23 protein-coding genes are annotated in these 26,235 nt (G+C 59.6%); 6 read left to right on the top strand and 17 right to left on the bottom strand.

Annotation, left to right across the window (positions count from 1 at the left end):
* Positions 1 to 21: 21 nt before the first annotated feature.
* The 6 genes from PGR6_RS02425 to motA form a co-directional block, all read right to left on the bottom strand.
* The gene (locus PGR6_RS02425) at positions 22 to 783 is read right to left on the bottom strand and encodes a hypothetical protein (RefSeq protein WP_064616013.1); all 762 of its coding nucleotides are present in this window, start codon (positions 781 to 783) and stop codon (positions 22 to 24) included.
* Positions 777 to 1,931, bottom strand: coding sequence for a hypothetical protein (locus PGR6_RS02420; RefSeq protein ID WP_064616012.1), 1,155 nt, complete (start codon positions 1,929 to 1,931; stop codon positions 777 to 779). The genes PGR6_RS02425 and PGR6_RS02420 overlap by 7 nt, the downstream gene beginning before the upstream one ends.
* A gap of 211 nt (positions 1,932 to 2,142) precedes the next feature.
* Positions 2,143 to 2,412: a hypothetical protein gene (locus PGR6_RS02415; RefSeq protein ID WP_064616011.1), complete on the bottom strand. Its 270-nt coding sequence runs from the start codon at positions 2,410 to 2,412 to the stop codon at positions 2,143 to 2,145.
* Positions 2,413 to 2,875: 463 nt separating this feature from the next.
* Positions 2,876 to 4,042, bottom strand: coding sequence for a sterol desaturase family protein (locus PGR6_RS02410; protein ID WP_064616010.1), 1,167 nt, complete (start codon positions 4,040 to 4,042; stop codon positions 2,876 to 2,878).
* A 110-nt stretch (positions 4,043 to 4,152) separates the two neighbouring features.
* Positions 4,153 to 5,199, bottom strand: coding sequence for a flagellar motor protein MotB (motB, locus tag PGR6_RS02405; RefSeq protein WP_018928514.1), 1,047 nt, complete (start codon positions 5,197 to 5,199; stop codon positions 4,153 to 4,155).
* Positions 5,200 to 5,202: 3 nt separating this feature from the next.
* Entirely contained in the window at positions 5,203 to 6,054 is an 852-nt protein-coding gene (gene motA / locus PGR6_RS02400; protein WP_018928515.1) for a flagellar motor stator protein MotA, read from the bottom strand.
* 166 nt (positions 6,055 to 6,220) lie between these two features.
* On the opposite strand from motA, the gene PGR6_RS02395 reads away from it, so the two are divergent.
* The 4 genes from PGR6_RS02395 to PGR6_RS02380 all read left to right on the top strand — a co-directional run bounded on the left by PGR6_RS02395 (position 6,221) and on the right by PGR6_RS02380 (position 11,467).
* Positions 6,221 to 7,753 (top strand): HDOD domain-containing protein, encoded by a 1,533-nt coding sequence (locus PGR6_RS02395; protein WP_064616009.1) that lies wholly within the window; start codon positions 6,221 to 6,223, stop codon positions 7,751 to 7,753.
* 96 nt (positions 7,754 to 7,849) lie between these two features.
* Positions 7,850 to 8,665 (top strand): rhodanese-like domain-containing protein, encoded by an 816-nt coding sequence (locus PGR6_RS02390; RefSeq protein WP_064616008.1) that lies wholly within the window; start codon positions 7,850 to 7,852, stop codon positions 8,663 to 8,665.
* An 18-nt stretch (positions 8,666 to 8,683) separates the two neighbouring features.
* Complete coding sequence (gene asd, locus PGR6_RS02385) at positions 8,684 to 9,544, top strand: archaetidylserine decarboxylase (protein WP_064616007.1); 861 nt, start codon at positions 8,684 to 8,686, stop codon at positions 9,542 to 9,544.
* Positions 9,545 to 9,679: 135 nt separating this feature from the next.
* Positions 9,680 to 11,467 carry a hypothetical protein gene (locus PGR6_RS02380; protein ID WP_064616006.1) on the top strand — a complete coding sequence of 596 codons (1,788 nt, stop codon included), beginning with the start codon at positions 9,680 to 9,682 and terminating at the stop codon, positions 11,465 to 11,467.
* A gap of 73 nt (positions 11,468 to 11,540) precedes the next feature.
* On the opposite strand, the gene serB is transcribed toward PGR6_RS02380, so the two are convergent.
* Positions 11,541 to 12,755, bottom strand: a complete 1,215-nt coding sequence (serB, locus tag PGR6_RS02375) for a phosphoserine phosphatase SerB (RefSeq protein ID WP_007939616.1) — start codon at positions 12,753 to 12,755, stop codon at positions 11,541 to 11,543.
* A 134-nt stretch (positions 12,756 to 12,889) separates the two neighbouring features.
* Here serB and PGR6_RS02370 point away from each other — a divergent pair, with 134 nt between their 5' ends.
* On the top strand, positions 12,890 to 14,419 hold the full coding sequence (locus PGR6_RS02370) for an AhpA/YtjB family protein (RefSeq protein WP_064616005.1): 1,530 nt from the start codon (positions 12,890 to 12,892) through the stop codon (positions 14,417 to 14,419).
* 159 nt (positions 14,420 to 14,578) lie between these two features.
* Here the strand turns inward: PGR6_RS02370 and PGR6_RS02365 are convergent, their stop codons facing one another.
* The 9 genes from PGR6_RS02365 to PGR6_RS02325 form a co-directional block, all read right to left on the bottom strand.
* Entirely contained in the window at positions 14,579 to 15,292 is a 714-nt protein-coding gene (locus tag PGR6_RS02365) for a PqiC family protein (RefSeq protein WP_018928520.1), read from the bottom strand.
* A gap of 176 nt (positions 15,293 to 15,468) precedes the next feature.
* Positions 15,469 to 17,733: a DNA topoisomerase IV subunit A gene (parC, locus tag PGR6_RS02360; protein WP_064616004.1), complete on the bottom strand. Its 2,265-nt coding sequence runs from the start codon at positions 17,731 to 17,733 to the stop codon at positions 15,469 to 15,471.
* 10 nt (positions 17,734 to 17,743) lie between these two features.
* Entirely contained in the window at positions 17,744 to 18,265 is a 522-nt protein-coding gene (locus PGR6_RS02355; RefSeq protein ID WP_018928522.1) for a retropepsin-like aspartic protease family protein, read from the bottom strand.
* Complete coding sequence (locus tag PGR6_RS02350; protein WP_064616003.1) at positions 18,262 to 19,251, bottom strand: esterase-like activity of phytase family protein; 990 nt, start codon at positions 19,249 to 19,251, stop codon at positions 18,262 to 18,264. The genes PGR6_RS02355 and PGR6_RS02350 overlap by 4 nt, the downstream gene beginning before the upstream one ends.
* Positions 19,251 to 21,158, bottom strand: a complete 1,908-nt coding sequence (gene parE / locus PGR6_RS02345; protein ID WP_018928524.1) for a DNA topoisomerase IV subunit B — start codon at positions 21,156 to 21,158, stop codon at positions 19,251 to 19,253. Before parE ends, PGR6_RS02350 begins: the two co-directional genes overlap by 1 nt.
* A 42-nt stretch (positions 21,159 to 21,200) precedes the next feature.
* Positions 21,201 to 21,809 (bottom strand): YqiA/YcfP family alpha/beta fold hydrolase, encoded by a 609-nt coding sequence (locus PGR6_RS02340; protein ID WP_018928525.1) that lies wholly within the window; start codon positions 21,807 to 21,809, stop codon positions 21,201 to 21,203.
* A gap of 151 nt (positions 21,810 to 21,960) precedes the next feature.
* Positions 21,961 to 22,776: a 3',5'-cyclic-AMP phosphodiesterase gene (cpdA, locus tag PGR6_RS02335; protein WP_064616002.1), complete on the bottom strand. Its 816-nt coding sequence runs from the start codon at positions 22,774 to 22,776 to the stop codon at positions 21,961 to 21,963.
* Between the two features lie 111 nt (positions 22,777 to 22,887).
* Positions 22,888 to 23,340 carry a DUF1249 domain-containing protein gene (locus tag PGR6_RS02330; protein ID WP_007939629.1) on the bottom strand — a complete coding sequence of 151 codons (453 nt, stop codon included), beginning with the start codon at positions 23,338 to 23,340 and terminating at the stop codon, positions 22,888 to 22,890.
* Positions 23,331 to 23,948: an NUDIX domain-containing protein gene (locus tag PGR6_RS02325; RefSeq protein WP_018928528.1), complete on the bottom strand. Its 618-nt coding sequence runs from the start codon at positions 23,946 to 23,948 to the stop codon at positions 23,331 to 23,333. The genes PGR6_RS02330 and PGR6_RS02325 overlap by 10 nt, the downstream gene beginning before the upstream one ends.
* Before the next feature lie 229 nt (positions 23,949 to 24,177).
* On the opposite strand from PGR6_RS02325, the gene PGR6_RS02320 reads away from it, so the two are divergent.
* Entirely contained in the window at positions 24,178 to 24,924 is a 747-nt protein-coding gene (locus tag PGR6_RS02320) for an RsiV family protein (RefSeq protein ID WP_064616001.1), read from the top strand.
* Here PGR6_RS02320 and cytX read toward each other — a convergent pair.
* Positions 24,893 to 26,185, bottom strand: a complete 1,293-nt coding sequence (gene cytX / locus PGR6_RS02315; RefSeq protein ID WP_064616000.1) for a putative hydroxymethylpyrimidine transporter CytX — start codon at positions 26,183 to 26,185, stop codon at positions 24,893 to 24,895. The two genes, PGR6_RS02320 and cytX, sit on opposite strands and share 32 nt — an antisense overlap.
* Positions 26,186 to 26,235 lie beyond the last annotated feature (50 nt).

The raw sequence follows: 26,235 nt of genomic DNA, 5'->3' as shown, positions 1-26,235 counted from the left end.
ATACCGTGCGAAAAAAATGAATTAATTGAGGCTGAAGGCTTCTTGAATGGTCTTGATCAAACGGTCGCCATCCACCCCTTTGTAACCTTGGGGGTTTGACGCAAGCTCAGCGGGCACTTGGCTGAGAAATGACGTCAAATCGAGAGCCATTCGTTCAGGGAGTTCGGTCATTCCTTCCGTAAGACCGACAGAAAGCAAGATCACATCTCTGAAGTGCTTCTTGATATCGCGACTGTCCACTTGCACGCCGTTCTGGATCTGCGCCTTCTTGTTAAGCCAGGCATGGGCTTTGAGCGGAACGAGCCTGTCGGCCCCAATGTGACTGATTTCCTGGGTGTGATCGACGCCGGCCAGGAGAAAGTTGTAATACTCATCATCAAGGATGATCGCAGAAAGACTTGCGGCTTGCTCTTCTACGGGGATTCTGGTCATTCGGGCCGCTTCTTCGTGTTCCAGGCCATCTGGGAGACGAGAAAAAAGCTCGATCTGAACTGGAAAGGATTTGTCCTCGGGATTCTGGAAGCGATAGAAAACAGGGGAGCCCCCTTCTCTGTCTCCATTTTGGCGAATGGCATATCCGCCGTCCTTGATGAACTTCCAGAACTGACCTACGAACTCACGATTGAGAGCCTCAACGACCAGTACGACATCCAGATCCTTGGTGGGTCGAAATCGCTCACCCAGATCCTCCATGGTTATCGAGGCTGCCACCCCGCCTATCAGAACGTAGCTGCCCTGATAGTCTTTGAAATACTCTCTAAACCGGTCGATACCCACTACCATTTCACGTTCTCCATCATTTCATCCAAACACATTTGCACCCGGTCATCATGGTCATCCTTGAGACTTAGATAGAGAGAAAATGGGTCGACAACTCCAATAGCTATGTTGCTGTGCAGTGGCTCATAGTTCCAAAACTGGATGCAGCACGCTGCATGGTTTTGCGGCACCTCAAAATAGGGAAACGTGGTCTCGCGTTTAGATTTGGCCGTCTTTGAAGTCGAGCCCCAAAAGCCGATCTCTACCCCATATGCCGTATTCACTTTTTGGAGGTGATCAGACTGAGCAAGCTCTCGAATGTGATCGAACTGCGCAGTCGTCATTGCAAAGCCAGGTACTTTTGGACTGGCGAGAAGGCTCATCTCTGCCAGGGCCGCCTCCCCCGCCAGCAGCATTGGGGTGTCAAACGCCTCAGGAATTGCATTTAACCAAAGCGTTTTTTTGACCGGCGTACGCATGTAGTCTTTCGCCATTTCCCAAGTCTCTTTAGGAGACAAGTGAAAAAAGATCGCGGCTTCACCCATTTCCTTTCCAGGCTGAACGATGTCCAGATCGGTCAGCTCTTTGATGGCTCTGGTAACGGTCATTTTTGCGTAGGTAAAGGACTTCTCGAAAGTAGAGCGAGTGGTCAGTAACCGGGGTTGCCATCCTTTGATCAATAATTGAATAAGCATGGATTGAGTGGCGGGGCTCAGAACCTGAGGTTTTTCCAGGCGCTGCCTGTAGTACTCACGCAAATCCATTCCAAACGCTGGAAGATAAAGCTGGTTTCCCGGCACGATGAATTGGACGCCTTTCTCGACCAGTCGTTTTCTGTCATAGCTCGGGAGCGCGTCTGTGACGAAAACCATGAGGTCACTGGTTTCGGTCAACTTCTTCTCCAGCAGCTTGTTGATTGCCTGCATATGCTTGGCTACATCCGCAACGCTAGCTTCCCGCTGTGGATGCTCCTTGAGGATAAGGCACTTGGCACCCAAGATTTCCGTGACGAAAAATTCGTATCGGTCACGCAGCACATACGGAAGGATTTTGACGTGCTCCCACGGTTTTAAGCGCAGCTTGAGACCAAGCACACTCTCTACATAGACCTTGAGCTCGATCAGGTCACGCCTCTCAGGGAGGTCGTGGTCGTAGCTGGTAAAATCAACCATGGCCATTCTTCCGTATCACGATTTCATCACGATATCAGAGGCTCTGATAGCGTGCAAAATTCCTGATATTCTTCCGTGAATTCTGATACAGAGTCTCTGTGAAGCGAGATAAAAGATAATGGCCAGGGAGCGAGTGACTGTCGCGGTAGGGATAGAGTTATCTACAACCCCTACCGCGACCAGATGCGCGACGATCGCGGCTTTCCGGTCTTCAAAGTGCGGCTTTTTCCAGCTTCCAGCCCAAAGCATCCAAGGCGTCACAGCCGTCCTGAATCAACAGGTGTGCAGCATTGGCGAAATGCTCCAGATCGTGACCTTCGACGTTTTTGATGCACAGGCAGGTGACGCTATTGAGCAGATTGCGCGCGGCTTTGATTCGGTGAGTGGCGGTTTCGAGGAGATCCGAGAATTTGGCTTCGGTGTCGATATACAGAGTCGGGCCGACGCTGAAATTGCCTTGCAAGGGGTGATACTTAGCCATTAGGTCTAACTCCGGTCACTTGGGTGAGGATTCATCTTTGTTTCGACCGGCTAAGATCGATCGCTGATTCGTCAGCGACGAGCGAACTGTAGGCGAGCAATCTGGGGAAGTAAACCCGGCCAATACGCCTCGGAACTGTCCTACATCATTCTCCGAACAAGCCTCACTCCTTGATTTTTACCGCCGGCACCGCCAGCCCATCGCGCGGTTAATCAATCCACCTTCCGTTCGTTGCTGTCTTATTCGAGTTCCAGATCGACAGTCGCTGCCCGCCTTTGCCGATCATTTTCGTGACGCCACGAAAATGATTAGCGGCATCCAATCCAGCGGTTTTGCCGTTGAAGCTGTGGCAAGGAGTGATTGTCCATAACGACTTCCTGATAAGAAGCCAGAAGGTGTAAACCTTATTCAGGACGAAGCAGCAGAGACAAAAAAGCCGCGATCATCGCGGCTTTTTTTGGCCTCAGGAAACCGCTGCCGGCGGTTTCGGCTCGACGCTCTTCAGGCCAGGCTTCTGGAACGGGTACAAGTGCTGGCGCAGGATACCGCCCGGCAAGTCCTTGCCAAAAACCCCGTAGCGCGTCGGCCACTCCTTGGGTGGCAACTTGAAGGTGCCAAACAGCATATCCACCAGCGGCGTATGGATCGCATAGTTCTTGTAGATGTAATCCTTGTGCCGGGCATGATGCCAATGGTGATAGCGCGGCAGGACCAGCACATAATTCAGCCAGCCGCCGTTGATCCGTACATTGGCGTGGGCCAGCACTGCCTGCACCCCGACCAGAATCACGTAGGCGTTCAACGCCTGGGGCGCAAAACCCAGCAGCATCAAAGGCACCAGCACGCCGGTACGGGTGAGCAGAATCTCGATGAAGTGGACACGCGAACCGGCGAGCCAATCCATGTGCGTGCTTGAGTGATGTACGGCATGCATGCGCCATAACCATGGCACGACGTGATACAGCCGATGCAGCCAGTACTGACCGAGGTCAGCCACCAGTACCGCCAGCAAGAACTGCACAACGATCGGCAGGCTTTGTACGCTGGCCTGCAAATCCGCCGACACGGCCCAGCCAGCCATAAAGCTCGACGAGGCAGTGATGAAAATCAGGATGAACTGCACCAGCATATGACTGACAAAAAAGTAGGTCAGGTCAGTTCGCCAGTGCGGACGCAGAATGTTTTGCTCAGGGTCCTTGGAATAGAGTTTTTCCAGGGGGATAAAGACGATGGCCGACACCAGCAGAGCCAGGACGAACCAGTCCAGCCCCAGCGAGTACGGTGTCTGCCCAATCGAGCTGATCTGCACATTGGTGCCGCCGAGAAACACCGCCAGCCCCGAGGCGACAAGTCCGGTAATCCCCAAGCGCTTTCGCTTGTTGAGCAGGATATTCAGGGTGCCCAGGCTGAAAGACAGTACCAGCCCAAGCAATAGCGTGGTGCGCGCAAACTGTTCGTCGTACACCTTGCGCAGTTCGGCGGTGGTCAGCCATTCGGGAAAGAGAAAGCACAATACCGCCAGCAGGCTCAATAGCCCGAGCGTGGCTGAGATGTAGCCACTGACCCGCCCTTCACCAAACTTGAAGGGTGCATTGCCATGCTGCTGAAAATAGGACTTGAGTCTTTCCATTACTGATCTTCCATGATTCCGAAAACAAACTTGCAGTGAGTCGAGTCAGTGCGACGCTGCAGTGACGCAGCCAGAAACAGAAAAGCCACTCATGGTGGCTTTTCTGCAGGTTATTGCTTGGGCGGTACAGCGGGTTTGGGCGGTTCGCCCGGCTTCGGCGCCGGATTATCAAACAGATTCAAACGCTCACGAAGTTCGTGTGCCGGCAGCGGTTCCTTATCCGCCGGCAATGCGTTCGGATCGGCTGGCGGCGCATGCACTTCGCCCGGGCCACCCTGCCCTTGCGTCGGCGCTGGCGCCGGTTCGGCACCTTGTTCACCTTCGATGGCGCGCTGGGCTTTCTTGGTCAGCACCACGATGTCGATCCGGCGATTGACCGGATTGAACGGGTTCTCCCTGTCGAACAGCGCCGACGAGGCATAACCGACGACTCGCGCGACCTGGGCATCCGGATAACTGCCGGCGACCAATGCACGACGAGCCGCGTTGGCGCGATTGGCCGAGAGTTCCCAGTTACCGAAATCGCCGGTGCCCGAGTACGGCTTGGCATCGGTGTGGCCGCTGATGCTGATCTTGTTCGGCACCGCTTTGATGGTGTCGGCCATGGCCAGCAGAATGTCTTCGAAGTACGGCTTCAGACGCGCACTGCCAGAGTCGAACATCGGGCGGTTTTCGGCGTCCATGATCTGGATGCGCAAACCGTCCTGGGTGATCTCGAAGAGGATCTGGTCCTTGAATTTCTGCAATTGCGGGTTTTCATTGACCTTGTTCTGCAACTCTTGCAGCAACAACTCCAGGCGTTCCTTCTCGACCTGCTCGGCCATGCCTTCAACCTGCTCGGCGTCGATGGTCACCTTGTCTGGCTGTGGCTGAGATTTCACCTCCGGGTTGAGGGTGTTCTCCGGCGCCAGGGTCGGCGTGCCGCCCAGGTCGATGATGTACGGCGTACCGCTTTCGGAAAACCCGACCGGGTCCTTGAAGTAACCGGCGATGGCGATCTTCTGTTCAGGCGTCGCGGTGGACAGCAGCCACAACACCAGGAAGAACGCCATCATCGCCGTCGCGAAGTCCGCGAAGGCGATTTTCCAGGCGCCCCCGTGATGCCCTCCGGCGATGCGCTTGACGCGCTTGATGATTATCGGCTGGTTATTTTCCATGACTTAACGACCGCGAACCGCTTGTTCCAGCTCAGCGAAGCTAGGACGGTGCGCCGGGTACAGAACCTTGCGACCGAACTCCACCGCCAGCGACGGCGGCATCCCGGAAGCCGAAGCCACCAGCGAAGCCTTGATGGCTTCGTAGGTGTTCAGTTCTTCCTTGGCATCGTGAGCCAGGGAGTGGGCCAGCGGACCAAAGAAACCGTAGGCCGCGAGAATACCGAAGAAGGTACCGACCAGTGCCGCACCCACGTGCAGACCGATGGACTTCTGGTCGCCTTCGCCCAGGGATGCCATGGTCACCACGATCCCCAATACCGCCGCGACGATACCGAAACCGGGCATGGCGTCGGCGATGCCGTTCACCGCGTGGGACGGGTGCTCGAGGTCTTCCTTGAGGCTGTAGAGTTCCATGTCGAACAGGCCTTCCAGCTCATGGGGAGCCATGTTGCCGGAGGACATGATGCGCAGGTAATCGCAGATGAACGCGGTCATGCGCTCGTCTTTGAGCACCGCCGGGTACTTGGCGAAGATCGGGCTCGCGGCGGCATCTTCGATGTCGCCTTCGATCGCCATCATGCCTTCGCGACGGCTCTTGTTGAGGATCTCGTAAATCAGCCCCAGCACTTCCAGGTAGAAGGTGTGGTTGAAACGCGAGCTGAACATGCCCAAGGACTTCTTGAGCACGTGCATTGTCATGTGGCCGGGGTTGGCCTGCAGGAAGGCGCCAAGGGCCGCGCCACCGATAATCATCACCTCGAAAGGCTGGATGAGAGCGGCAATCTTGCCGTGGGAAAGCACGTATCCGCCGAGCACGCTCGCGAATACGACGATGATGCCGATAATTTTAGCCATAGGTAGGAGAGCACTTACTGAGTCGGGTTCAAGGTCATATTCGGAAGTTAAAAAATCTCTTCTTCTACTTATCGGCAAAACTGCGCCAGACTATAGCCAGTTAAGGCGAAAAGCTAATTTGACCCGTTCAGGGCATAGGTAAAGCAGACGATGATCGCGTCCAGACATGGCTAACGAAACGAACGTCCCAACGCCAAAACCAACCACGCTTGAAGGCTGGGTCAAGCTTCTCGATGGCGTGCGCCTGCCGGTTCCGCAAGCCAGCCACGACCGGGTCTGCAAAGCCATCCGCGATAACCGCAGCTCGCTGCGCGACATCGCCGACTTGATGCAGGAAAGCCCGGCCCTGGCCTTGAGCGTGATTCGCGAAGCCAACCGTCACACCCATGGCAGCATGACCGAGCCTGCTGAAAACCTTGAGGTGGCGATCAATCGCCTCGGTTTGAAACGCACCGAAGAACTGCTCGACCGCCTGCCCGCCGAACCCCAATTGCAAATCCCCGTCGCCCTGCGCCAGCTTCAACTGATCAGCCAGCACGCCACTCAACAGGCCAACGGCTTTTTCGCCAGTCGCCTGGCGCGACTGTGGCAGGACATCCACTGGGGCAGCCTGCTGTTTCTTTCGCCACTCTGGCCCATGGCGCTGACCCACCCGCAGTTGCTTGAAGAATGGGAGCTGCGGGTTATCCATAAAGGCGAGTCGGCACGCAAAGTCGAAAAGCAATTGTTCGGCGTGCGCCTGCTGGACATCTGTCTGGCACTGGTGGACGTCTGGCGCCTGCCGATCTGGGTACAGCAAGGTTATCGGCTGCTGCGCAGCGAACAACGTGAGCTGGTGAAAGTCCTGCGCATCGCGCGCGACAGCGACCACCCATTGCGCCAACAGAACCGCCTTGATGACGACCCGACGTTACGCCGCTGGCTCAATCAGCCTGCCAATACCGTGCTGCTGGCCAACGGTCTGGCGTTGGCGGCACAACAGGCCTGGGACAGCCCCCACTGCGAGCGCTGGCAGTACCTGACCAGTCTTTACCTGCAAATGCCGATGGATGAGGTGCAACAACAATTGCACCAGCAGGCCGCCAACAGCGCTCGTCAACACGCTATGCCGGACCTCTGGCACGCGGCCGAATCGCTGATCTGGCCACCGGGTGCGCACCGCGTGCATGCCGGTTTGTTGCCCGCACCGGCACCGACCGCCGAAGACCTGGCGAAGTGGCGCAAGCAATGCGCCGAATTGCTGGTGGAGCCGAGCCGCTTTACCAATGCCATGCACTTGACCACATCGGCCCGGGACGCCCTGGTGGCGTGTGGCATGCGCCGGGTGATGATTCTGATGGCCGATCGCACGCACGCCAATTTGCGTGTGCACCAGACCGCCGGGCTGCCCAAGGAAGTGGCCGGCCTGAACCTGGTGGTCAGTCAGAGCACCGTGCTGCAACGCCTGCTCGCGCAACAGGCCCAGGTGCGCCTGACGCCGGCCAACAACGCACAATTCTCGGCCCTGCTGCCAGCCAGCCTGCGCTCACAGTTCAGCGGCGAACACCTGCTGCTGCGCTCACTGGTCAACAACGGCCGGGTGATCATGATCGTGGTAGCGGATCAGGGCGGCGGACCGTTCTCGGAAATCACCGTGCAAGCGTTCGGCAAAACCGCTCAATGCATCGAAAAGGCCCTGCACAGCTTTAGCCACCGCTAGGGCCTGTTATCAGTTATTTCCTGCCCCAAAATAACTGATAACAGGCCCTCATGACGCTGCGCTACAATCCTCCCCTTTGTGCTCTGGAGACCTCACATGTCTGACTTCTCTGGCTTGGCGCTGGTGATCGAACCGAGCGACCTGCTCTCGCGTCTCGACTCCCGCGAACTGATTCTGGTGGACCTGACCAGCAGCGCCCGCTATGCCGAAGGGCATATCCCCGGTGCACGCTTTGTCGATCCAAAACGCACTCAACTGGGTCAGGCGCCTGCGCCGGGCCTGTTGCCGACCCACGCCGCGCTTGAAGCATTGTTCGGCGAACTGGGGCACAACCCCGATGCAGTCTATGTCGTCTATGACGACGAAGGCGGCGGTTGGGCCGGGCGCTTTATCTGGCTGCTGGATGTCATCGGCCACAGCAAATATCACTATGTCGACGGCGGCCTGCCGGCCTGGCTGGCGGAAGGCTTGCCCATGTCGATCCAGATCCCGCCGGCAGTCGGCGGCCCGGTCGCCCTGACCCTGCACGACGAACCTGTCGCCACCCGCGAATACCTGCAAAGCCGCCTCGGCGCTGCTGACCTGGCGATCTGGGACGCACGCGGCCCGCTGGAATACTCCGGCGAGAAAGTGTTGGCGGCCAAGGGCGGGCACATTCCCGGCGCGGTCAATTTCGAGTGGACCGCTGGCATGGATCAGGCGCGCAACCTGCGCATCCGCACCGACATGCCGAAAATCCTGGAACAACTCGGCATTACCAAAGACAAAGAAGTCATTACCCACTGCCAGACACACCATCGTTCTGGCTTCACCTACCTGGTGGCCAAGGCGCTCGGTTATCCGCGGGTCAAAGGCTACGCCGGCTCCTGGGGCGAATGGGGCAACCACCCTGACACGCCCGTAGAGATTTAAGTTTTTCAAGGACAGTTAATGAATAAGCGTTTGTTTATCCTCAGCCAATACCTGCTGCCCCATCACTTGCTCTCGCGACTGGCCGGCTGCATTGCCGAATGCCGCGTGCGCTGGTTCAAGAATGCCTTTACTGCCTGGTTCGCCAAGCGTTATCAAGTGGACATGTCCCAGGCGCTGGTCGAAGACCTGACCGCTTACGAGCACTTCAATGCGTTCTTCACCCGCGCCTTGAAAGACGGCGCTCGCCCGCTGGATCAAACCCCGGGCGCGATCCTCAGCCCGGCCGACGGTGCCGTCAGCCAGCTCGGCCCGATCGAACACGGTCGCGTTTTCCAGGCCAAGGGCCACAGCTTCAGCGTGCTGGAACTGCTGGGTGGCGACGCAGCCAACGCAGCGCCCTTCATGGGCGGCGATTTCGCCACCATTTACCTGTCGCCGAAAGACTACCACCGTGTGCACATGCCGCTGGCCGGCACCCTGCGCGAAATGGTCTACATCCCCGGCCGCATCTTCTCGGTCAACCAGACCACCGCTGAAAACGTTCCGGAACTGTTCGCCCGCAATGAGCGTGTAGCGTGCATTTTCGACACTGAACGCGGCCCGATGGCCGTGGTACTGGTGGGTGCGATGATTGTGGCGTCGATCGAAACCGTTTGGGCTGGCTTGGTCACACCGCCAAAACGCGAGCTGAAAACCTTCCGCTACGACGAAGCGGCCCGTGCGCCGATTCACTTGGAAAAAGGTGCGGAACTGGGTCGTTTCAAGCTCGGTTCTACGGCGGTCGTGCTGTTCGGGCCGGATCAAGTGAAATGGACTGAAGGGCTGGGCGCCCTTTCGCCAGTGCAGATGGGCCAGGGCATCGGCCTGCCAACCGCCTGATCCCTCGATCCGATCCCACGAACGCCTTTCGTGGGATCGGACATTTCCTCCCGCTGCGCCCCCTCCTCCAGCGTTCATAGCTGCTACAGTTAAAGTCATTCGTTGCCCATTTCACGGTCGGAGTTTGTCCACGGCATGAATGAGACCAATCCTGCCCTGCTGCTACGCGCACCGATCCCGACGCAGTCGCGCCTGTCTTTCTGCGAAGCCACGCCACGCGACCTCAAGCGCTGGATCGCCAACCTGCCCAAAGCCAACATCGGTGAAACCGCTCGCCAGTTGTATCAAGGCCTGAGCGAACTCAACCAGTTGCTCACACCCAGCGACAATCGCCTGCAATTGCTCGAATTGCTGCGGCCCGAGGTGTATTACGTCTGCAAGCACCTGGAGCGGCATTTCCTGCATCAGGCCATTGTGCTCGACGAGCGTTCGCGCAAAATCGCCAACCTTTGCCAGGTGCTGCAGAGCCACTTGGCGATCGGCTACAAGCAGATCGTCGTCCGCATCGCACCGCGCTTCAGTAAAGACCGTGCGCCGCTGCTGACCCAGTCATTGCAACGTGCCGTCCATTGCTTGAACGGTACTTTGATCCGCGCAACTGAGCTCTATTGCCCGGCGCCCGAAGGGCTGTGGCTGGAACTGCATCAGCTGTACCGGATCGGCTGCGAACATCAGCTGCAACATCAGAGCGTGCGCGATGAACTGGCCAGCCAGACGCAAAGCCTGAGTATCGAGCAGACCTACGTCGTCGCCCTCCTGCTGGGCGCTTCACGCTGCAATCAACTGCGCCAGAACCAGATCGCCCGGCTCGCCGAGGTGCTGGAACCCTGGAGCCAATGGATCAAACTGCAACCAGCCAAACCGGACAGCGGGCTGTTTGCCGTCGCCTCGGACCTCGACAGCGGCCCGCGTTATCGCACCAAGTTCCCGGCCGAACACCAGGAGCGCTTGTTGGGGATCGACCCGCAGCCCCTGGTCGCCGCCATCGAAACCCATCTGCAACAATCGGCCGACAAGGCATCGCCGCTGCCGGTTCCGATGGGCCTCAATCTGGATACGCTGCAACACCTGCATGCCGCCTGGGGGCAGGCCTCCGAGCGCGGCTTCCAGCGCACCGTCGGCCACGGCACGTTGACCCTGTGCGTGGGCATGAGCGCCCTGCACTTTTATCTCGGTGGCAAACGCCCGTTCAACGACATCCTGAAAAAACCCGGCGCCCGTCCCGCGCAGTTCTCGGCAACCGAGCCGACAGGACGCGCCAAGGACCAATGGAAACAGGCCTTCGACGCCGCCCCCCATGGCACGGCAGACACGCTGCTGCCCTACGAAGAGATCGAATATCCACACCTTCAGAAACATGACAACCACGAGGCGTCCGGCCAACAGCATTTCCCGACCTACGCGCTACCGGTGATCAATCACAGCCCTGGCGGTTATTGCCTGGCCTGGCCCGGCGCAGTGCCTGCCGAACTGCAGGCTGGCGAAATGGTCGGTATCGAGGATACGGCCGGTCAAGGCTGGAGCGTTGCCGTGGTGCGCTGGATCCGCCAGGTACGGGGCGGTGGCACGCAGATGGGTATCGAGCAGGTTGCGCCTTACGCCGAGCCCTGCGGCCTGCAACTGATTCGCTCCGACGACGAACACAGCCAGTACTTGCGCGGGCTGTTACTGCCCGCCATCAGCGCCATCGACCTGCCGGCCACCCTGCTCACCCCGCGCCTGCCGTTCCAGGAAGGGAATAAGGTGCTGATCAACACCAATGGCCAGGAACGCCCGGCCGAGCTGGAGCGACGGATGACGAGCACCAACAGCTTCAATCAGTTTGCCTACCGCTCGCTGGAGGTAGCCAGAAACGAAAACGCCGCGGAAGGCGGCGTGGTCGGGGTAGCGCAAGAGTTTGATTCGTTGTGGAAGTCGCTATAGCGGCGGGGCCCAGAGACCGAGGCGCCCCCATCGCGAGCAAGATCGCGATGGGGGCGCCCGGACGGTCGAAAACTCAGAGCTGCCCGTCGCGATCCCGGAAACCCAGCAGATACAGCACGCCATCCAGCCCAAGGGTGGAAATCGCCTGCTTCGCCGATTGTTTGACCAATGGTTTGGCGCGGAACGCTACGCCCAGCCCGGCAATCGCCAGCATCGGCAGGTCGTTGGCACCGTCACCGACGGCAATCGTCTGCTCCAGACGCAAACCTTCTTTATGCGCCAGCTCACGCAGCAAATCCGCCTTGCGCTGCGCATCGACAATCGGCTCGACCGCCACGCCGGTGACCTTGCCGTCGACCACTTCCAGTTCGTTGGCGAACACATAGTCGATGCCCAGCTTGGCTTGCAGTTGCTTGGCGAAGTAGGTGAAGCCGCCCGACAGAATCGCGGTCTTGTAGCCCAGGCGCTTGAGTTCGGCGAACAGGGTTTCGGCGCCCTCGGTCAGGCGCAGGGAAGCACCGATGGAGTCCAGCACGCTGACGTCCAGCCCTTGCAGCAAGGCCAGGCGCTCCTTGAAGCTGGCGCGGAAGTCCAGCTCGCCGGCCATCGCCCGCTCAGTAATCGCGGACACCTGGTCGCCAACGCCGGCGGCCTTGGCCAGTTCGTCGATGACCTCGGCTTCAATCAGCGTCGAGTCCATGTCGAACACCGCCAGACGACGGTTACGGCGGAACAGCGAATCTTCCTGGAAGGCGATGTCGACGTTCAGCTCTTGCGCAACGCTGAGGAATTCAGCCCGCAGCGCTTGCGGGTCAGCCGCTTCGCCACGCACGGAAAACTCGATGCAACCCTTGCCCTTGTCGGCCGGGGTGTCCAGCGGCATGCGCCCGGACAGACGGTCGATATGGTCGATGTTCAGACCGTATTTGGCGGTGATCGAACTCACACGCTGCAATTGCTCGGCGGTCACTTTGCGGGTCAACAGGGTGACGATGTGGCGTTTCTTGCCCTGGTTGCCGACCCACTGCTGGTAATCCTCTTCGGACACCGGCGTGAAACGCACTTGTTGCTCAAGCTCATAGCCTTTGAACAGGATGTCTTTGAGCACCGAGTTGCCTTGCTCGGTGTCAGGAATTTCAACCAGGATGCCGAACGACAGGGTGTCGTGGATCACCGCCTGACCGATGTCGAGAATGTTCACACCACCCTGGGCCAGAACGCCGGTTATGGCCGCAGTCAGACCCGGACGGTCGACTCCCGTGATGTTTATCAGGACGATTTCGCGCAAGGCGCACCCCCGCAGGTGGAAAAAAACCGCATTCTACCCATTTTCAGTGACCATCGGGCACCGCGAGCGCTTTGACGGCCTAGGGCCTGTCGCTATACTGCGCGTCAACTTCACGGACAAAGAGCCGAGCTCAAGTGAACCGGCCCACGCCAGTAAAAACCGATAACTTCTTTCTGCTGATCTTCCGGGCACTGCGTCATCGCCGTGTACCGATCGCATTACGCATTGCCAGCCATAACGTGATCCTGGTCGCTCTGGCCCTGGTGATCTATGCCTGCGTGATGGGTTTGCAGTTCAAGCAGGCCATGCACGAGCAGGCGGATGCCCTGGGCGAAAGCCTGACTACCCAGACGGCTACGTCGGCCACGGAGCTGTTGGTGTCCAACGACATCCTCAGCCTGAATGTGCTGCTCAACAACCTGACCAAGAACAAGCTGGTGGCCCACGCTGCCATCTACAGCGTGGATAACCGCATCCTCGCCGAAGCCGGTCAGCGTCCCAAGCACGGCCTGCTGGGCGAAGCCGAAGGCATGTACCAGAGCAAGATCACCTTCCAGGACGTGACCGCCGGGCAACTGCGCATCAGCCTGGACATGGATCAGTTCCAGCAGCCGATGACCATCAGCCTGCAAAGCATGGGCATTCTGAGCGCGATTCTGCTGGCGCTGTCCCTGGCCTTGAGCCTGCGCCTGGGCCGCAATATCTCCACGCCGCTGCTGCAATTGCGCGTGTGGCTGCGCAATATCGACGAATACACCCCGGCCACCGAGCGTCAGGATGAAGTCGGCGATCTGGCTCGTCAGCTGCACGCCAATTTCGCGCCGGAGCCGGCCGAACCCGAGCCCGTTCCAGAGCCCGAGTTCAACGACAGCGATGACGACGAAGAGACCGATCCGGCCTTCGAAGTACGCAACCTGCGTGATCCTAGCTTCGATGAAAGCCGACCGGTGGCAGGTCTCAAGCCTGCTCCGCGACGCATTGTCAGCACGGTCGAAGACGACGAGGATGACGAAGACCCGTTTGCCGATCTGCGTGACGACTCGACAGACAATGCGCCGAAATCCATCGCAAAGCCGCAGGTATCGAACGTACCTCAACACAGCGCGGTACTGGCGGTACAACTGGGCGCGCAGGATCAACTGCGTCGCCTGCCCCGCGCACGTCTGGAAGAGCTGCTCAAACGCTACCGCGATTGCCTCGATCAGGCGGCGTCGCTCTACCAGAGCGAACTGCACACCCTGAACGATGGCAGCACACTGATGCTGTTCCACACCGAAGACAGCGGCGATGACTACCTGACCAACGCCATCTGCTGCGGTGAGCTGCTGCGCGCCCTGGGCCATCAATTGCAGATCGAAGTCGCCGACAGCGGCATCACCCTGCAATTGCAGTTGGGCCTGACACTGGGCGACGAACTGTTCAGCTTGAGCCAGATCGACCTGCTGCTGACCGAAACCGCTCAGGATGCGCTGGCCCTGTCGCAACATAGCCGCAACCTGCTGCTGGTGGAGCGCAAGATCAGCGATGACGCGCTGATTCGCCAGCGTGCGCGGATCCGCCCGATTGCAAGCCCTGAGGGGGCGTGCTGCGTAGAACGCCTGATGGAGCCTTATCCATCGATGCTGGAGCGGCAACTGGCGCGGATGCACGAACGCCGGGCATAAACCTTGACCCCTGCTTGTAACAAAGCCCGCACATGAGTGATCGTCTGCGGGCTTTTTGTTGCCCCTTAACTCTTGTAGCAGCTGCCGAGCTGCTACAACCAACCCGCAAAAACAACAAAGCCCGCACAAGGCGGGCTTTGTTCTGGACTCAATCCAGGCTCAGAACCTGAACACTTCCATATCCGTACGAATCGGCGAGGCCATCGGGATCTTTGGCTGTTTCTCGGGCTCTGCTGCCGGTGCTGCCGGTTTGGCAGCTGGTTTACGCGGTGCTTCAGCGATCGGTGGCTGGTTGGCCAGTGGCTTGAGCGCTGTGGACAGTTGCTCGGCCAGACGCTGCAGCAACACACCCTGGGCCTGAACCTGGGACGCCGTGCCGCCGGAGTGCTGCTCCTGCAGATGAACGATACGGTTATCACGCACCTGACCACGACGATCGATCAGGCGCCATTGCGCGTCCAGGATCGCCGGTTGCGACACACCCGAGTCCAGACGGGTGATGGTCAGCAGAACCTGAACATCCGGCGTGAAGCCCACTGTCGCAGGTGCCAGGACAACGCGTTGGCTGTCCAGATGACCAGCGACCTGACGCAGCAACAGCTGATCGATGTCCGACGACAGGCTGCCCGCCCAACGACCGTCGGCCGATGCTTGAAGGCTGCCATCCGGCTGACGCTGCAACAAGGTTTCGCGTTGCAGGTAATCAGCAACCGTTACCGGGCCCAACAATACCGCCATGCCCGCGCTTTGCGCAGGCTGAGCCGGACTTCCGCTGTCCAGCTGATACAGCGACACCGGCTGGTGCACGCTGCAACCCGCCAGGCCAAGAACGCCAGCGAGCATCAAAATAAAAGGAAGGCGCAGAGCAGTCATCGTCCCATCCAGGTGGCTGCCACAAGGCTCACCACAGTGAAAATACTCAAAAAATATGAAGAACACTCGGCTACGCCGGCGCTTGAAAGGCCATATCATCCGTGAATATGCGTTCCGACTCCAGCGCCAAAGCGTCGATCTACGCGTCAAATCGTAGATCGAGCGCTCTAGGACGCTTAATTGAGGTTTTCGACGAACAGCGCATCCACCCTCTGGAAGCCCCGTGGCAGTTTGTTACCGCGACGCCCACGCTCACCTTTATAGTGTTCAAGGTCGTCCGCCTTCAGTGACAAGGTACGTTTGCCGGCCTGCAGCACCAAAGTGGCGCCCTCCGGCAAAACAGCGATGTCCGTGACATATTCTTCGCGACTGGCAACACGCTCACCGGGAATCCCGATGATCTTATTCCCTTTACCTTTACCTAATTGTGGCAGATCGCTGATTTTGAAGATCAGCAGGCGACCCTCGGTGGTCACCGAGGCCAGCCAGTTGTGTTCACGGTCGGCCACTGGACGCGGCAGGATGACCTTGGCGTTGTTCGGCAGGCTCAACAGGGCCTTGCCCGCCTTGTTCTTGGCTTGCAGGTCTTCGCCCTTGACCACGAAACCGTAACCGGCGTCGGATGCGATCACGTACAGCGCATCGTCTTCAGGCATCAGCACGCATTCGAAGCTCGCCCCTGGTGGCGGCGTCAGACGGCCGGTCAGCGGTTCACCCTGGCCACGGGCCGACGGCAGTGTGTGGGATGCAACCGAATAACTGCGGCCGGTGGAGTCGATAAACACCGCAAACTGGTTGGAACGCCCGGCCGCCGAGGTCTTGAAGCCATCCCCGGCCTTGTAGGACAGCCCGGTAGCATCGATGTCGTGACCTTTGGCGGAGCGAACCCAGCCTTTTTCCGACAACACGACCGTCACTTTCTCGTTCGGCAGCAGATCGTGCTCGGTCATCGCTTTGGCTTCGGCGCGCTCGACGATTGGCGAACGACGGTCGTCGCCATAGGTTTCGGCGTCTTTGATCAGCTCGCTGCGTACCAGTTTCTTCAGCTTGGCTTCGCTGCCCAGCAGGGCTTGCAGCTTGGCCTGCTCCTTGAGCAGTTCGTCCTGCTCGGCACGCAGCTTCATTTCTTCCAGTCGCGCCAACTGACGCAAACGGGTGTCGAGAATGTAATCGGCCTGGATCTCGCTCAGGGCGAAACGCTCGATCAGACTGGCCTTCGGATGCTCCTCGGTACGGATGATGTGGATCACTTCATCCAGGTTGAGGTAGGCAATCAGCAAGCCGTCCAACAGGTGCAGGCGACGCTCGACCTTGTCCAGACGGAATTGCAGGCGTCGACGCACGGTCCGCACGCGGAATTCCAGCCATTCCACCAGCAATGCACGCAGGTTCTTGAGCTGCGGCTTGCCGTCGAGGCCAATGATATTGATGTTGACCCGGTAGCTGGATTCCAGCTCGGTGGTCGCGAACAGGTGCTGCATCAGCGCTTCGTGATCGACCCGGCTGTTGACCGGAATAATCACGATGCGACAAGGGTTCTCGTGGTCCGACTCGTCGCGCAAGTCCGCGATCTGCGGGGCTTTCGACGGTTTGGCCTGCATCATCGCGGCAATCTGCTCGAGCACTTTGGCACCAGAGACCTGGTGCGGCAGCGCCGTCACGACGATGTCGCCGTCTTCGACGTGGTAAACAGCGCGCATGCGCACCGAACCGCGACCGGTTTCGTAGATTTTCAGCAGGTCGGCGCGCGGCGTGATGATTTCCGCTTCGGTCGGATAATCCGGCCCCTGAATGTGTTCGCAGAGCTGCTCGACCGTGGCTTTCGGTTCATCCAGCAAGCGCACGCAAGCGGTCGCGACTTCGCGCAGGTTATGCGGCGGGACGTCGGTGGCCATGCCCACGGCGATACCGGTGGTGCCGTTGAGCAGGATGTTCGGCAAACGGGCCGGCAACACCAGAGGTTCTTCCAGGGTGCCGTCGAAGTTCGGGCCCCAGTCCGCCGTGCCCTGGCCCAGTTCGCTGAGCAGCACTTCGGAATAACGCGACAGCCGCGCTTCGGTGTAACGCATGGCCGCGAAGGACTTGGGATCATCCGGCGCACCCCAGTTACCCTGGCCGTCGACCAGCGTGTAGCGGTAGCTGAACGGCTGGGCCATCAGCACCATGGCTTCGTAGCACGCCGAGTCGCCGTGGGGGTGGAATTTACCGAGCACGTCACCGACGGTACGCGCCGACTTCTTGTGCTTGGAATCGGCGTCCAGCCCCAACTCGCTCATCGCATAGACGATGCGTCGCTGTACCGGTTTCAGGCCGTCGCCGATATGCGGCAAGGCACGGTCCATGATCACGTACATGGAGTAGTTGAGGTAGGCATTTTCGGTGAAGTCAGCCAGTGACCGGCGTTCTACACCGTCCAGGCTGAGATCAAGGGAGTCGCTCATGCGGGCCTCATTATTTCGTGGTCTGGCGCAGCAGCATGGTGCCACCGCGCTGGGTAAATTCAAGTTTGTTCAGTGCGCTCATGCCGAGCAGCACTTGATTGCCGTGCAAACCGGGCGCCACCAGCGCGCGAACGTCACGCAGCACGATGGCGCCCAGTTGCAGCCGGTCGAGGCGGGTCCGATAACCCTCACTCAAGCCATTGGCCGTGCTCAGGGTCACCCCGAAGCCTTTTTCCAGTTTCAATCGTTCAGCCATTTCGGCCGGGATCGACACATCGGTTGCGCCGGTATCGAGCATGAACTCCACGGGCTGGCCGTTGATCTGGCCGGTGGCGACAAAATGCCCCTGGCTGTTACCGATCAGCTTCACCTCGATAAAACCCTGGCCCTGCTCAGAGCTGACGACGGTGTTGGGATTCTGTTGACGCTCCTCCCATTGACCGAAGAACCGCGTTGCCAGAAACAGCGCGGCGCCCCAGGCCAGCACCATCAACACCCGACCGGCGCGTTTGCCCGGCGGTTGCTGACTCATGGCTTGGCACTCCAGCCACCTTCAGGCGCGGCAAAGCGCCACACAATCGGCCGTACTTCACCGTCGGCGCGCGCACCGTAGTTGTTGTCGATACCGATCCAGGCACCGTCGACGTCCACGATCAACGCTTCCGCCAGCCCAAAGGGCTGTGAATAACGACGGTTTTCCTGCAAGGCCTCGGCAGCAAACGACCAGCAGCGCTCGACCTTGGTCGTCACCGCATCACGGCGACAGATCTGAAAGGCGTTGCGCTCAAGGGTAAACAGCTTGCCGTCGAACAATGACAGATCAGAAAAATCCCGAGGGCGCGCTCTGGCGTGGGGAAATTGCGCTGGCTGCATTTCCACCCCGCCTTCACTCAGCAGCACACAGCTACCGTCGCAGTCCCACACTGTTTGCTGGCGCTTGATCAGCAGCAAACCGCGGCGCTCACGTTCGGCGGCCAGCCACAGCGTGTCACCGGCCGGATTGATCGCCAGGCCTTCGAACAACGCATTGAAGTGCAACAACATGCCGCTCGCCCGCGCTTCGCGCACCAGCATCGGCGAGATTTTCAGCCAGGACGCAGGCCCGGTTGGCGGTACTTGCAACACCGCGGCGTGGCCTTCGCTGACGATATAACGATTGCCCGCGCTGTCACAGGTGATGCCTTCGAAATCCAGATCCCCGCCCCGCACGAACGATGCCGCCCAAGTCCGCGCACGCAAGCCCCAAGGCAAACCGGTGTCGGGCACCAGGGGTACGTCAATGTGCACGGTTTCGGCTTGCCAGGTGGGGTTGCGGGTGTCGAGGCGATAGATTTGATCATCGTCGCGATCCGAAACGGTCCACAGCTCCTTGCCACACTGGGCCAGCCCCGACAGATTGCCGCCGCGCATGCCGTCGACGGCATGTTCGGACAACAGGCGCAGCTCTGGCGCGGGTTCCGCGCAAATCGTCACCGAAGTCAGCAGCAACGCACACGCCAGGGCCCAGCCAAAGCGCATCAGCCCAGAACCTCGGCCAAGTTGCCTTTGGATTCCAGCCAGGTCTTGCGATCGCCCGCGCGTTTTTTCGCCAGCAGCATGTCCATCATTTCCGAGGTCTCGGCGAAATCTTCACCCAGCGTCAGTTGCACCAGACGCCGCGTGTTCGGGTCCATGGTGGTTTCGCGCAACTGTGGCGGGTTCATTTCACCCAGGCCCTTGAATCGGGTGACCTGCGGCTTGCCGCGTTTCTTCTCGGCCACCAGGCGATCGAGGATGCCGTCGCGCTCGGCCTCGTCGAGGGCGTAGTAGATCTCTTTGCCCAGGTCGATACGGTACAGCGGCGGCATCGCGACGTAGACGTGACCAGCCTCCACCAGTGGGCGGAAATGCTGGACGAACAAGGCGCAGAGCAAGGTGGCGATGTGCAGACCGTCGGAGTCGGCGTCGGCGAGGATGCAGATCTTGCCGTAACGCAACTGGCTCATGTCCGCCGCGCCCGGGTCGACACCAATCGCCACGGCGATGTTGTGCACTTCCTGGCTGGCCAGTACTTCGCTGCCGTCGACTTCCCAGGTGTTCAGGATCTTGCCGCGCAACGGCAGGATCGCCTGAAATTCTTTGTCCCGCGCTTGCTTGGCCGAACCGCCTGCGGAGTCACCTTCCACCAGGAACAGCTCGGAACGCATCGGGTCCTGCCCGGCGCAGTCGGCGAGCTTGCCCGGCAATGCCGGCCCTTGGGTAATGCGTTTGCGCTCGACCTTCTTGCTGGCCTTCAGACGACGGCCGGCGTTGTTGATCGCCAGCTCGGCCAGCAACATGCCGGTTTCCGGGTTGGCGTTGAGCCACAGGCTGAAAGCATCCTTGACCACGCCGGAAACGAAGGCGGCCGCTTCACGGGATGACAGGCGCTCCTTGGTCTGGCCGGAGAATTGTGGTTCCTGCATCTTCATCGACAGGACGAAAGCGATACGCTCCCAGACGTCTTCCGGCGCCAGCTTCACACCACGCGGCAACAGGCTGCGGAACTCGCAGAACTCGCGCATGGCGTCGAGCAAGCCCTGACGCAGACCGTTGACGTGGGTACCGCCCTGGGCTGTCGGGATCAGGTTGACGTAGCTTTCCTGAACGCTGTCGCCACCCTCGGGCAACCACAGCAACGCCCAATCGACGGCTTCCTTGTTACCGGCCAGGCTGCCGCAGAACGGCTCGTCCGGCAGGCGTTCGAATTCGCTGACGGCGTCTACCAGGTAGGAGCGCAGGCCGTCTTCGTAATGCCATTCGACTTTCTCGCCGGTGGCCTTGTCTTCAAAACTGACCAGCAGCCCCGGGCACAGAACGGCCTTGGCCTTGAGCACGTGCTTGAGGCGGCTGATGGAGAATTTCGGCGAATCGAAATACTTCGGGTCTGGTGCGAAAAACACGCTGGTGCCGGTATTGCGCTTGCCGACGGTGCCGACTACTTCCAGCTCGGTTTTCTTGTAACCGTCGGCGAAGGTCATCTGGTATTCGTTGCCGTCGCGTTTGACACGCACCCGGACTTCGGTCGACAAGGCATTGACCACGGAAATACCCACCCCGTGCAAACCGCCGGAGAACTGGTAGTTCTTGTTGGAAAACTTGCCGCCCGCATGGAGTTTGGTGAGGATCAGCTCGACGCCCGAAACACCTTCTTCCGGGTGAATGTCCACCGGCATGCCACGGCCGTCATCGCTGACTTCCAGGGAGTGATCGGCGTGCAGGATGACCTGCACCGACGTCGCGTGCCCGGCCAAGGCTTCGTCGACGCTGTTGTCGATGACTTCCTGGGCGAGGTGGTTCGGCCGACTGGTGTCGGTGTACATGCCGGGGCGTTTGCGCACCGGGTCGAGGCCCGAGAGGACTTCGATGGCGTCTGCGTTATAAGAGCTAGCGCTGGGAGTGGCCATGGGGTCTCGTCGTCAGTGTTCAGTGAAAATAGGGGGCAATGATCACAGTGCTGTGAAATCGATCGCCTGATACAAATCTGCGCCGATGCCGGCAAAACTCAATATTGCCGGCAGTTGCGCGGCAAAACCCTGGAAACTATGGTCGCCGCCGGCCTGAATGCGCAAGGCACAGGCCCGGTAATATTGCTGGGCGAGGCGATAGTCCAGTGTTTCATCGCCAGTTTGCAACCATACCTGAAACCGCTGCGGATCCTGGGGCGCCGGCACTTCCAGCTCGGCCAGGGCCGTCACGTGGTCGTGGGTCATTTCCCAGGTCTCATCGGTATACAGGTTTTTCTGCGTCCCCAGAAACCCGTCGAACATCCGGTGCGGGCTGACGGCAGGGTTGATCAACAGGGCTTTCAAGCCATGGCGCTCGGCCAAGTGAGTCGCATAGTAGCCGCCGAGTGAGCTGCCGACCAGCAGTGGCCGCCCCAGCTCCACAATCGCCTGTTCCAGCTGAGCGATGGCCTCGCGGGGATGGTGATGCAGGGCCGGTACACGCAACTGATCGCTCAAGCCCAGCCGCTCCATCACATTCATCAACTGACAGGCCTTTTTCGACGCCGGCGCGCTGTTGAAACCATGGATATAAAGGATCGAACCAGACATTTGAGCTCCCTGTGCGTCGGGTAAAGAAGGCGGAGTTTACAGGGACTCGGGGGGAATCGGGGACATGCGTGGGATTCATGTCGCCTGAGCGAATGCCATCGCGGGCAAGCTCGCGATGGCCACGCCTCGGCCTTTGAAAATGACAAAGAAATCAGTAGCCGTTGGAGCCGTAATCAATCTGGAAATCGAACCCGGTCACGCGCTCAACGCCAGTTTCAAGCTGACCATCGGGCAACAGCCGCAACCACCGATACCCCGGCGCCTGCTCACTCACCTTGAAATCGTCGCTGCCCGGCTCGAACTGGATGCAGGTCGAGGGCGATGCGATCAGGCGAACACCGTTGCGCTCTTGATCAATCTCCTGATGAACATGCCCCCAAAGCACCGCACGCACCTGCGCAAATCGATCCAGCACCGCGAACAACGCCTCTGGATTGCGCAATCCAATGGGCTCCATCCACGCACACCCGATCGACACCGGATGATGATGGAAACACACCAGATGATGCCGCTGCGGCGCCTCGCTCAACGAGCGCACGAGCAATTGCAACTGCTCATCCTGTAAATACCCCGGCACCGAACCCGGCACCGCCGAATCGAGCAACGTCACCCGCCAGTTGCCGATGTCCACCACCGACTCCAGCAATGCACTGTGCACCGCCGCCTCGGCCATGATCCGCGGCTCGTCGTGATTACCGGGGATCCAGCGCGCCGGGGCATCGATCTGCCGGGTCAGGTCGCGAAACAGCTGGTACGACTCCAGCGTCCCGTCCTGGGACAGATCGCCAGTGGCAATCATCAGATCGATCTGCGGTTGCTGCTTCAATACCAACTCAATCACCTGTTGCAGGCTGTCGCGGGTATTCATGCCCAGCAACGTCGCGTCCGCCTCGGCAAACAGATGACTGTCGGAGAGTTGCACCAGCAACGCCGGATCGGCGGTGGTCAAAGTGGATACGCTCGGCAAGGCGTTCTCCCAGGGCGTGATCACGGGATTGGAAAGTGCCGCAATTATGCTGGGGGACGATCAAAAGAGGAAACCTGTGAACCGGAAGCAGTTCACAACTACACAGCACTCTTAGCGCACAACGGCGTACTCGTGTCCGCAAGCCAGGCAATGACTCAGCCATTCCCCCAGGAACAGATTGAGTTGAGCCTTTTCGTCCGGCTGATGCATCGCGGCGTTCGGGTAAGGATAGATGCCGCGAAAGCGTCGTGCATGTTCGGCACTGATAACTTCAGCCATGCGCGCGTCGTGATACACCTGCACTTCCAGTTGCGGCACCGGCAACCAGGGCAGGCTGTGTTCCTGACGCACTTGCAGGGTGGTGGTGTATGGACAGGCTTGCAGCACTTCCAGGGCCAGCACGCCCAGCATCTGGTCACCCTGGGTCACGGCAATGCGCCGGGCCGCCGGATCGTTGCGCATGTCCGGCAACAGTCGCATCAGGCGCGCGTAGTTGGCCTCGCAGGAAGCTTGCAGCCCCACGAGATCAACCCGATAGCGATCGCGCAGCTTGTTTACGACCATAACCCCCTCACTTCCACGCGGTTCAAAGCCAACCACTGCAAGGCAATGATGCTCGCTGCGTTGGCAATACGTCCGTCACGCACGGCTTGCAGGGCATCTTCGAAAGCCCAGACCGTGACGCGAATATCTTCAGCCTCTTCCTCCAGCCCATGCAGGCCGCCAACCCCGGCACTGTCACAACGCCCCAGGTACAAGTGCACAAACTCGTTACTGCCACCCGGCGATGGAAAATATTTGGTCATCGGCCAGAGCGCCCCGAATACAAGTCCAGCTTCCTCCTGCGCTTCGCGGTGAGCAACTTCTTCTGGTATTTCATCCTTGTCGATCAGACCGGCGACCAGTTCGATCAGCCACGGATTGTCAGTCTTGCCCATGGCGCCGACGCGAAACTGCTCGATCAGCACCACTTCGTCGCGCAGTGGATCATAAGGCAGCACACACACCGCATCGTGGCGCAAGAACACTTCACGATTGATCTCGCGACTCATGCCACCGTCAAACAATTCGTGGCGCAAGTGCACGCGGTCGAGCTTGTAGAAGCCCTCGTAGCACTTTTCGCGCCGAACGATATCAACGGCGGTCGGAATGGCGTTGGCAAAATCAGTCATGACAATCCTCGTTTACTGCAAATCCGTTACGAGGCTCCTTTTGGTTACTTGCAACCTCGACTTCGCGCCATCCTAACGCGCCCGCGATGTTTGATGCAGCCCCTTTACAGTCAGCGGGATAGACGGTGAGGGCGAAACCAACTCTAATTAGCTTAGTGGCGAACTGACTACCTCGTTGAGAGTCGAAGCGGGTAACTTTTCGCCTTCCCCTGTTTCATTAAGGACGCCCATGTCGCTTTTCAAGATCGCCTCCGTGGCCGCCATCGCCCTGACCCTGGGTGCGTGCCAGAGTCTTTTCCAGCCCAATTACCGGGCGCCGCTGGAAACCACCCGCGACGCTTCCGAACAGCTGAAACCGGGTTGCGCCAACCCTGACTGCCCGCTGGTGAACATCGATACGCTGCACTTCCCGGCTGAGCCTGCGCTTGACGGCATCATCGAAAAACGTTTGCTGCAAATGACCCGCACCTCACCCGACGCCCCTGTAGCGCCGACACTGGCGGCGTATCGCGAGCAATTTTTGAGCAGTGCCGAGCCGCGCTACAGCAGCTACTTGCAAGCCAAGGTACGTGAGCAGCATGACGGCTTGGTGATCATTGAATTGTCCAGCTATCTGGACAGTGGCGGTGCGCATGGCACGCCGGGCCGCGGTTTCATCAACTACTCGCGTCAGCAGCATAAAGTGCTGACGCTGTCGGATATGGTGATTCCGGGGCAGGAAGAAGCGTTCTGGAAAGCGGCCCAGGTGGCGCACAACAGCTGGCTGATCAGCACCAAACTCGATCAGGAGCCAGAGTTCGTCAAGAGCTGGCCCTTCGTGAAAACCCAGAACGTAGCGTTGACGTACGGCGGGGTGATCCTCAAGTACGAGGTGAGCACCCTTGCGCCTTACGCATTGGGCCACGTCGAACTGAAGATCCCCTACCCACGCCTGAACGGCATTCTCAAGCCTGAGCTGTTTCCCGGCCGTAGCTGAAGGCTCGACCAAGCACCAGTTGCAGCAGCCCTGCCAATACCAGCGACGGCAGGGTTGCGCCGATGTCCGGATAGAGATTGGCCAGCAAGTGATAAGTGCTCACCCCGCCCAGCCAGGCGAGCAACGCCGGCCAGCGCAAGGCAGCCGATGCCACACGGGCACTGCGTTTGCGCAGGATGAAGTGATCCACCAGCACCACGCCGAACAGCGGCGCAAACACCGAACCGATCAACAGCAGGAAATTCTGGTACTGGGCCAATGGCGCCAGGCAAGCGATCAGTGTGCAGATCACGCCGATGGCCAGGGCCAGATGCTCGACTTTCAAGCGCAGCAGAATCCCGCTGGACACCGCCGCCGAATGAATATCGGCAAAGGCATTTTCTGATTCATCCAACAGAATCAGCAGCAACGGAATCCCCAGGCCCGCACCGGCCAGCGCCAGCAGCAAGGCATTCACTTCACCACTCGGCGCGAACGCCAGGGTATACGCCACGCCCAGGCTCATCAGCCAGAAGTTACCGATAAAGAAACCCAGCGCCGTACCGCCGAACACATTCTTCGCACGCTTGCCGAAGCGCGAGTAGTCGGCAATCAGCGGCAGCCAGGACAGCGGCATCGCGATCGCAATGTCGAAGCCCACGGCGAACGGCATCGAACCATCACCGGCCTGCGCCCACAACGCCGCCAGGTCGGCCTTGGCGAACAGGTTCCAGGTCAGCCAGATGCACGCGGCCAGCAACAGCCAGATGCCCCACTTGCGCAGGATCTTGCGCACGAAGGTCAGCGGACCGCTGACCGCCAGCAAAGTCGCCAGTGCACCGAAGAACAGCGTCCATAGCAGCGGGTTCGACCACAGGCTGCCTTCGCTGAATGCACGGGCGCCGAGCAGGCTGGCGGCGTCGCGCATCACGATGATTTCGAACGAACCCCAACCGATCAGTTGCAGCAGGTTCAGCACCGCCGGAAGGCTCGCGCCTTTTGCACCGAGGCTGAGTTTGAGCGCGGCCATCGATGACAGGCCGGTGTCACTGCCGATCACGCCGACAGCGGCCAGCAACAGCACGCCGACCAGCGTGCCGAGAAAAATCGCCAGCAATGAACCGGACAGGCCCAGACCCGGTGCGAGCAGCGCGCCGGTCTGCAATACCATCAGGCCGATGCCGAGGGAGAACCACAGGGAAAACAGATCCCGACCGCCGAAGACGCGCTTGTCGGTCGGCACGGCGGTATCCGGGGAGTAAGTGCTGGGTTGAATGCTCAAAGGGTGTTATCTCAGAGGAACATGTGTTGTGGTGTTGACCACCCTTTGTG

This window comes from Pseudomonas sp. GR 6-02 (genome assembly GCF_001655615.1).
Lineage (GTDB): Bacteria > Pseudomonadota > Gammaproteobacteria > Pseudomonadales > Pseudomonadaceae > Aquipseudomonas.
Note: the sequence above shows the minus strand (reverse complement) of the source record. Positions and strands in the feature narration are given on the sequence as shown.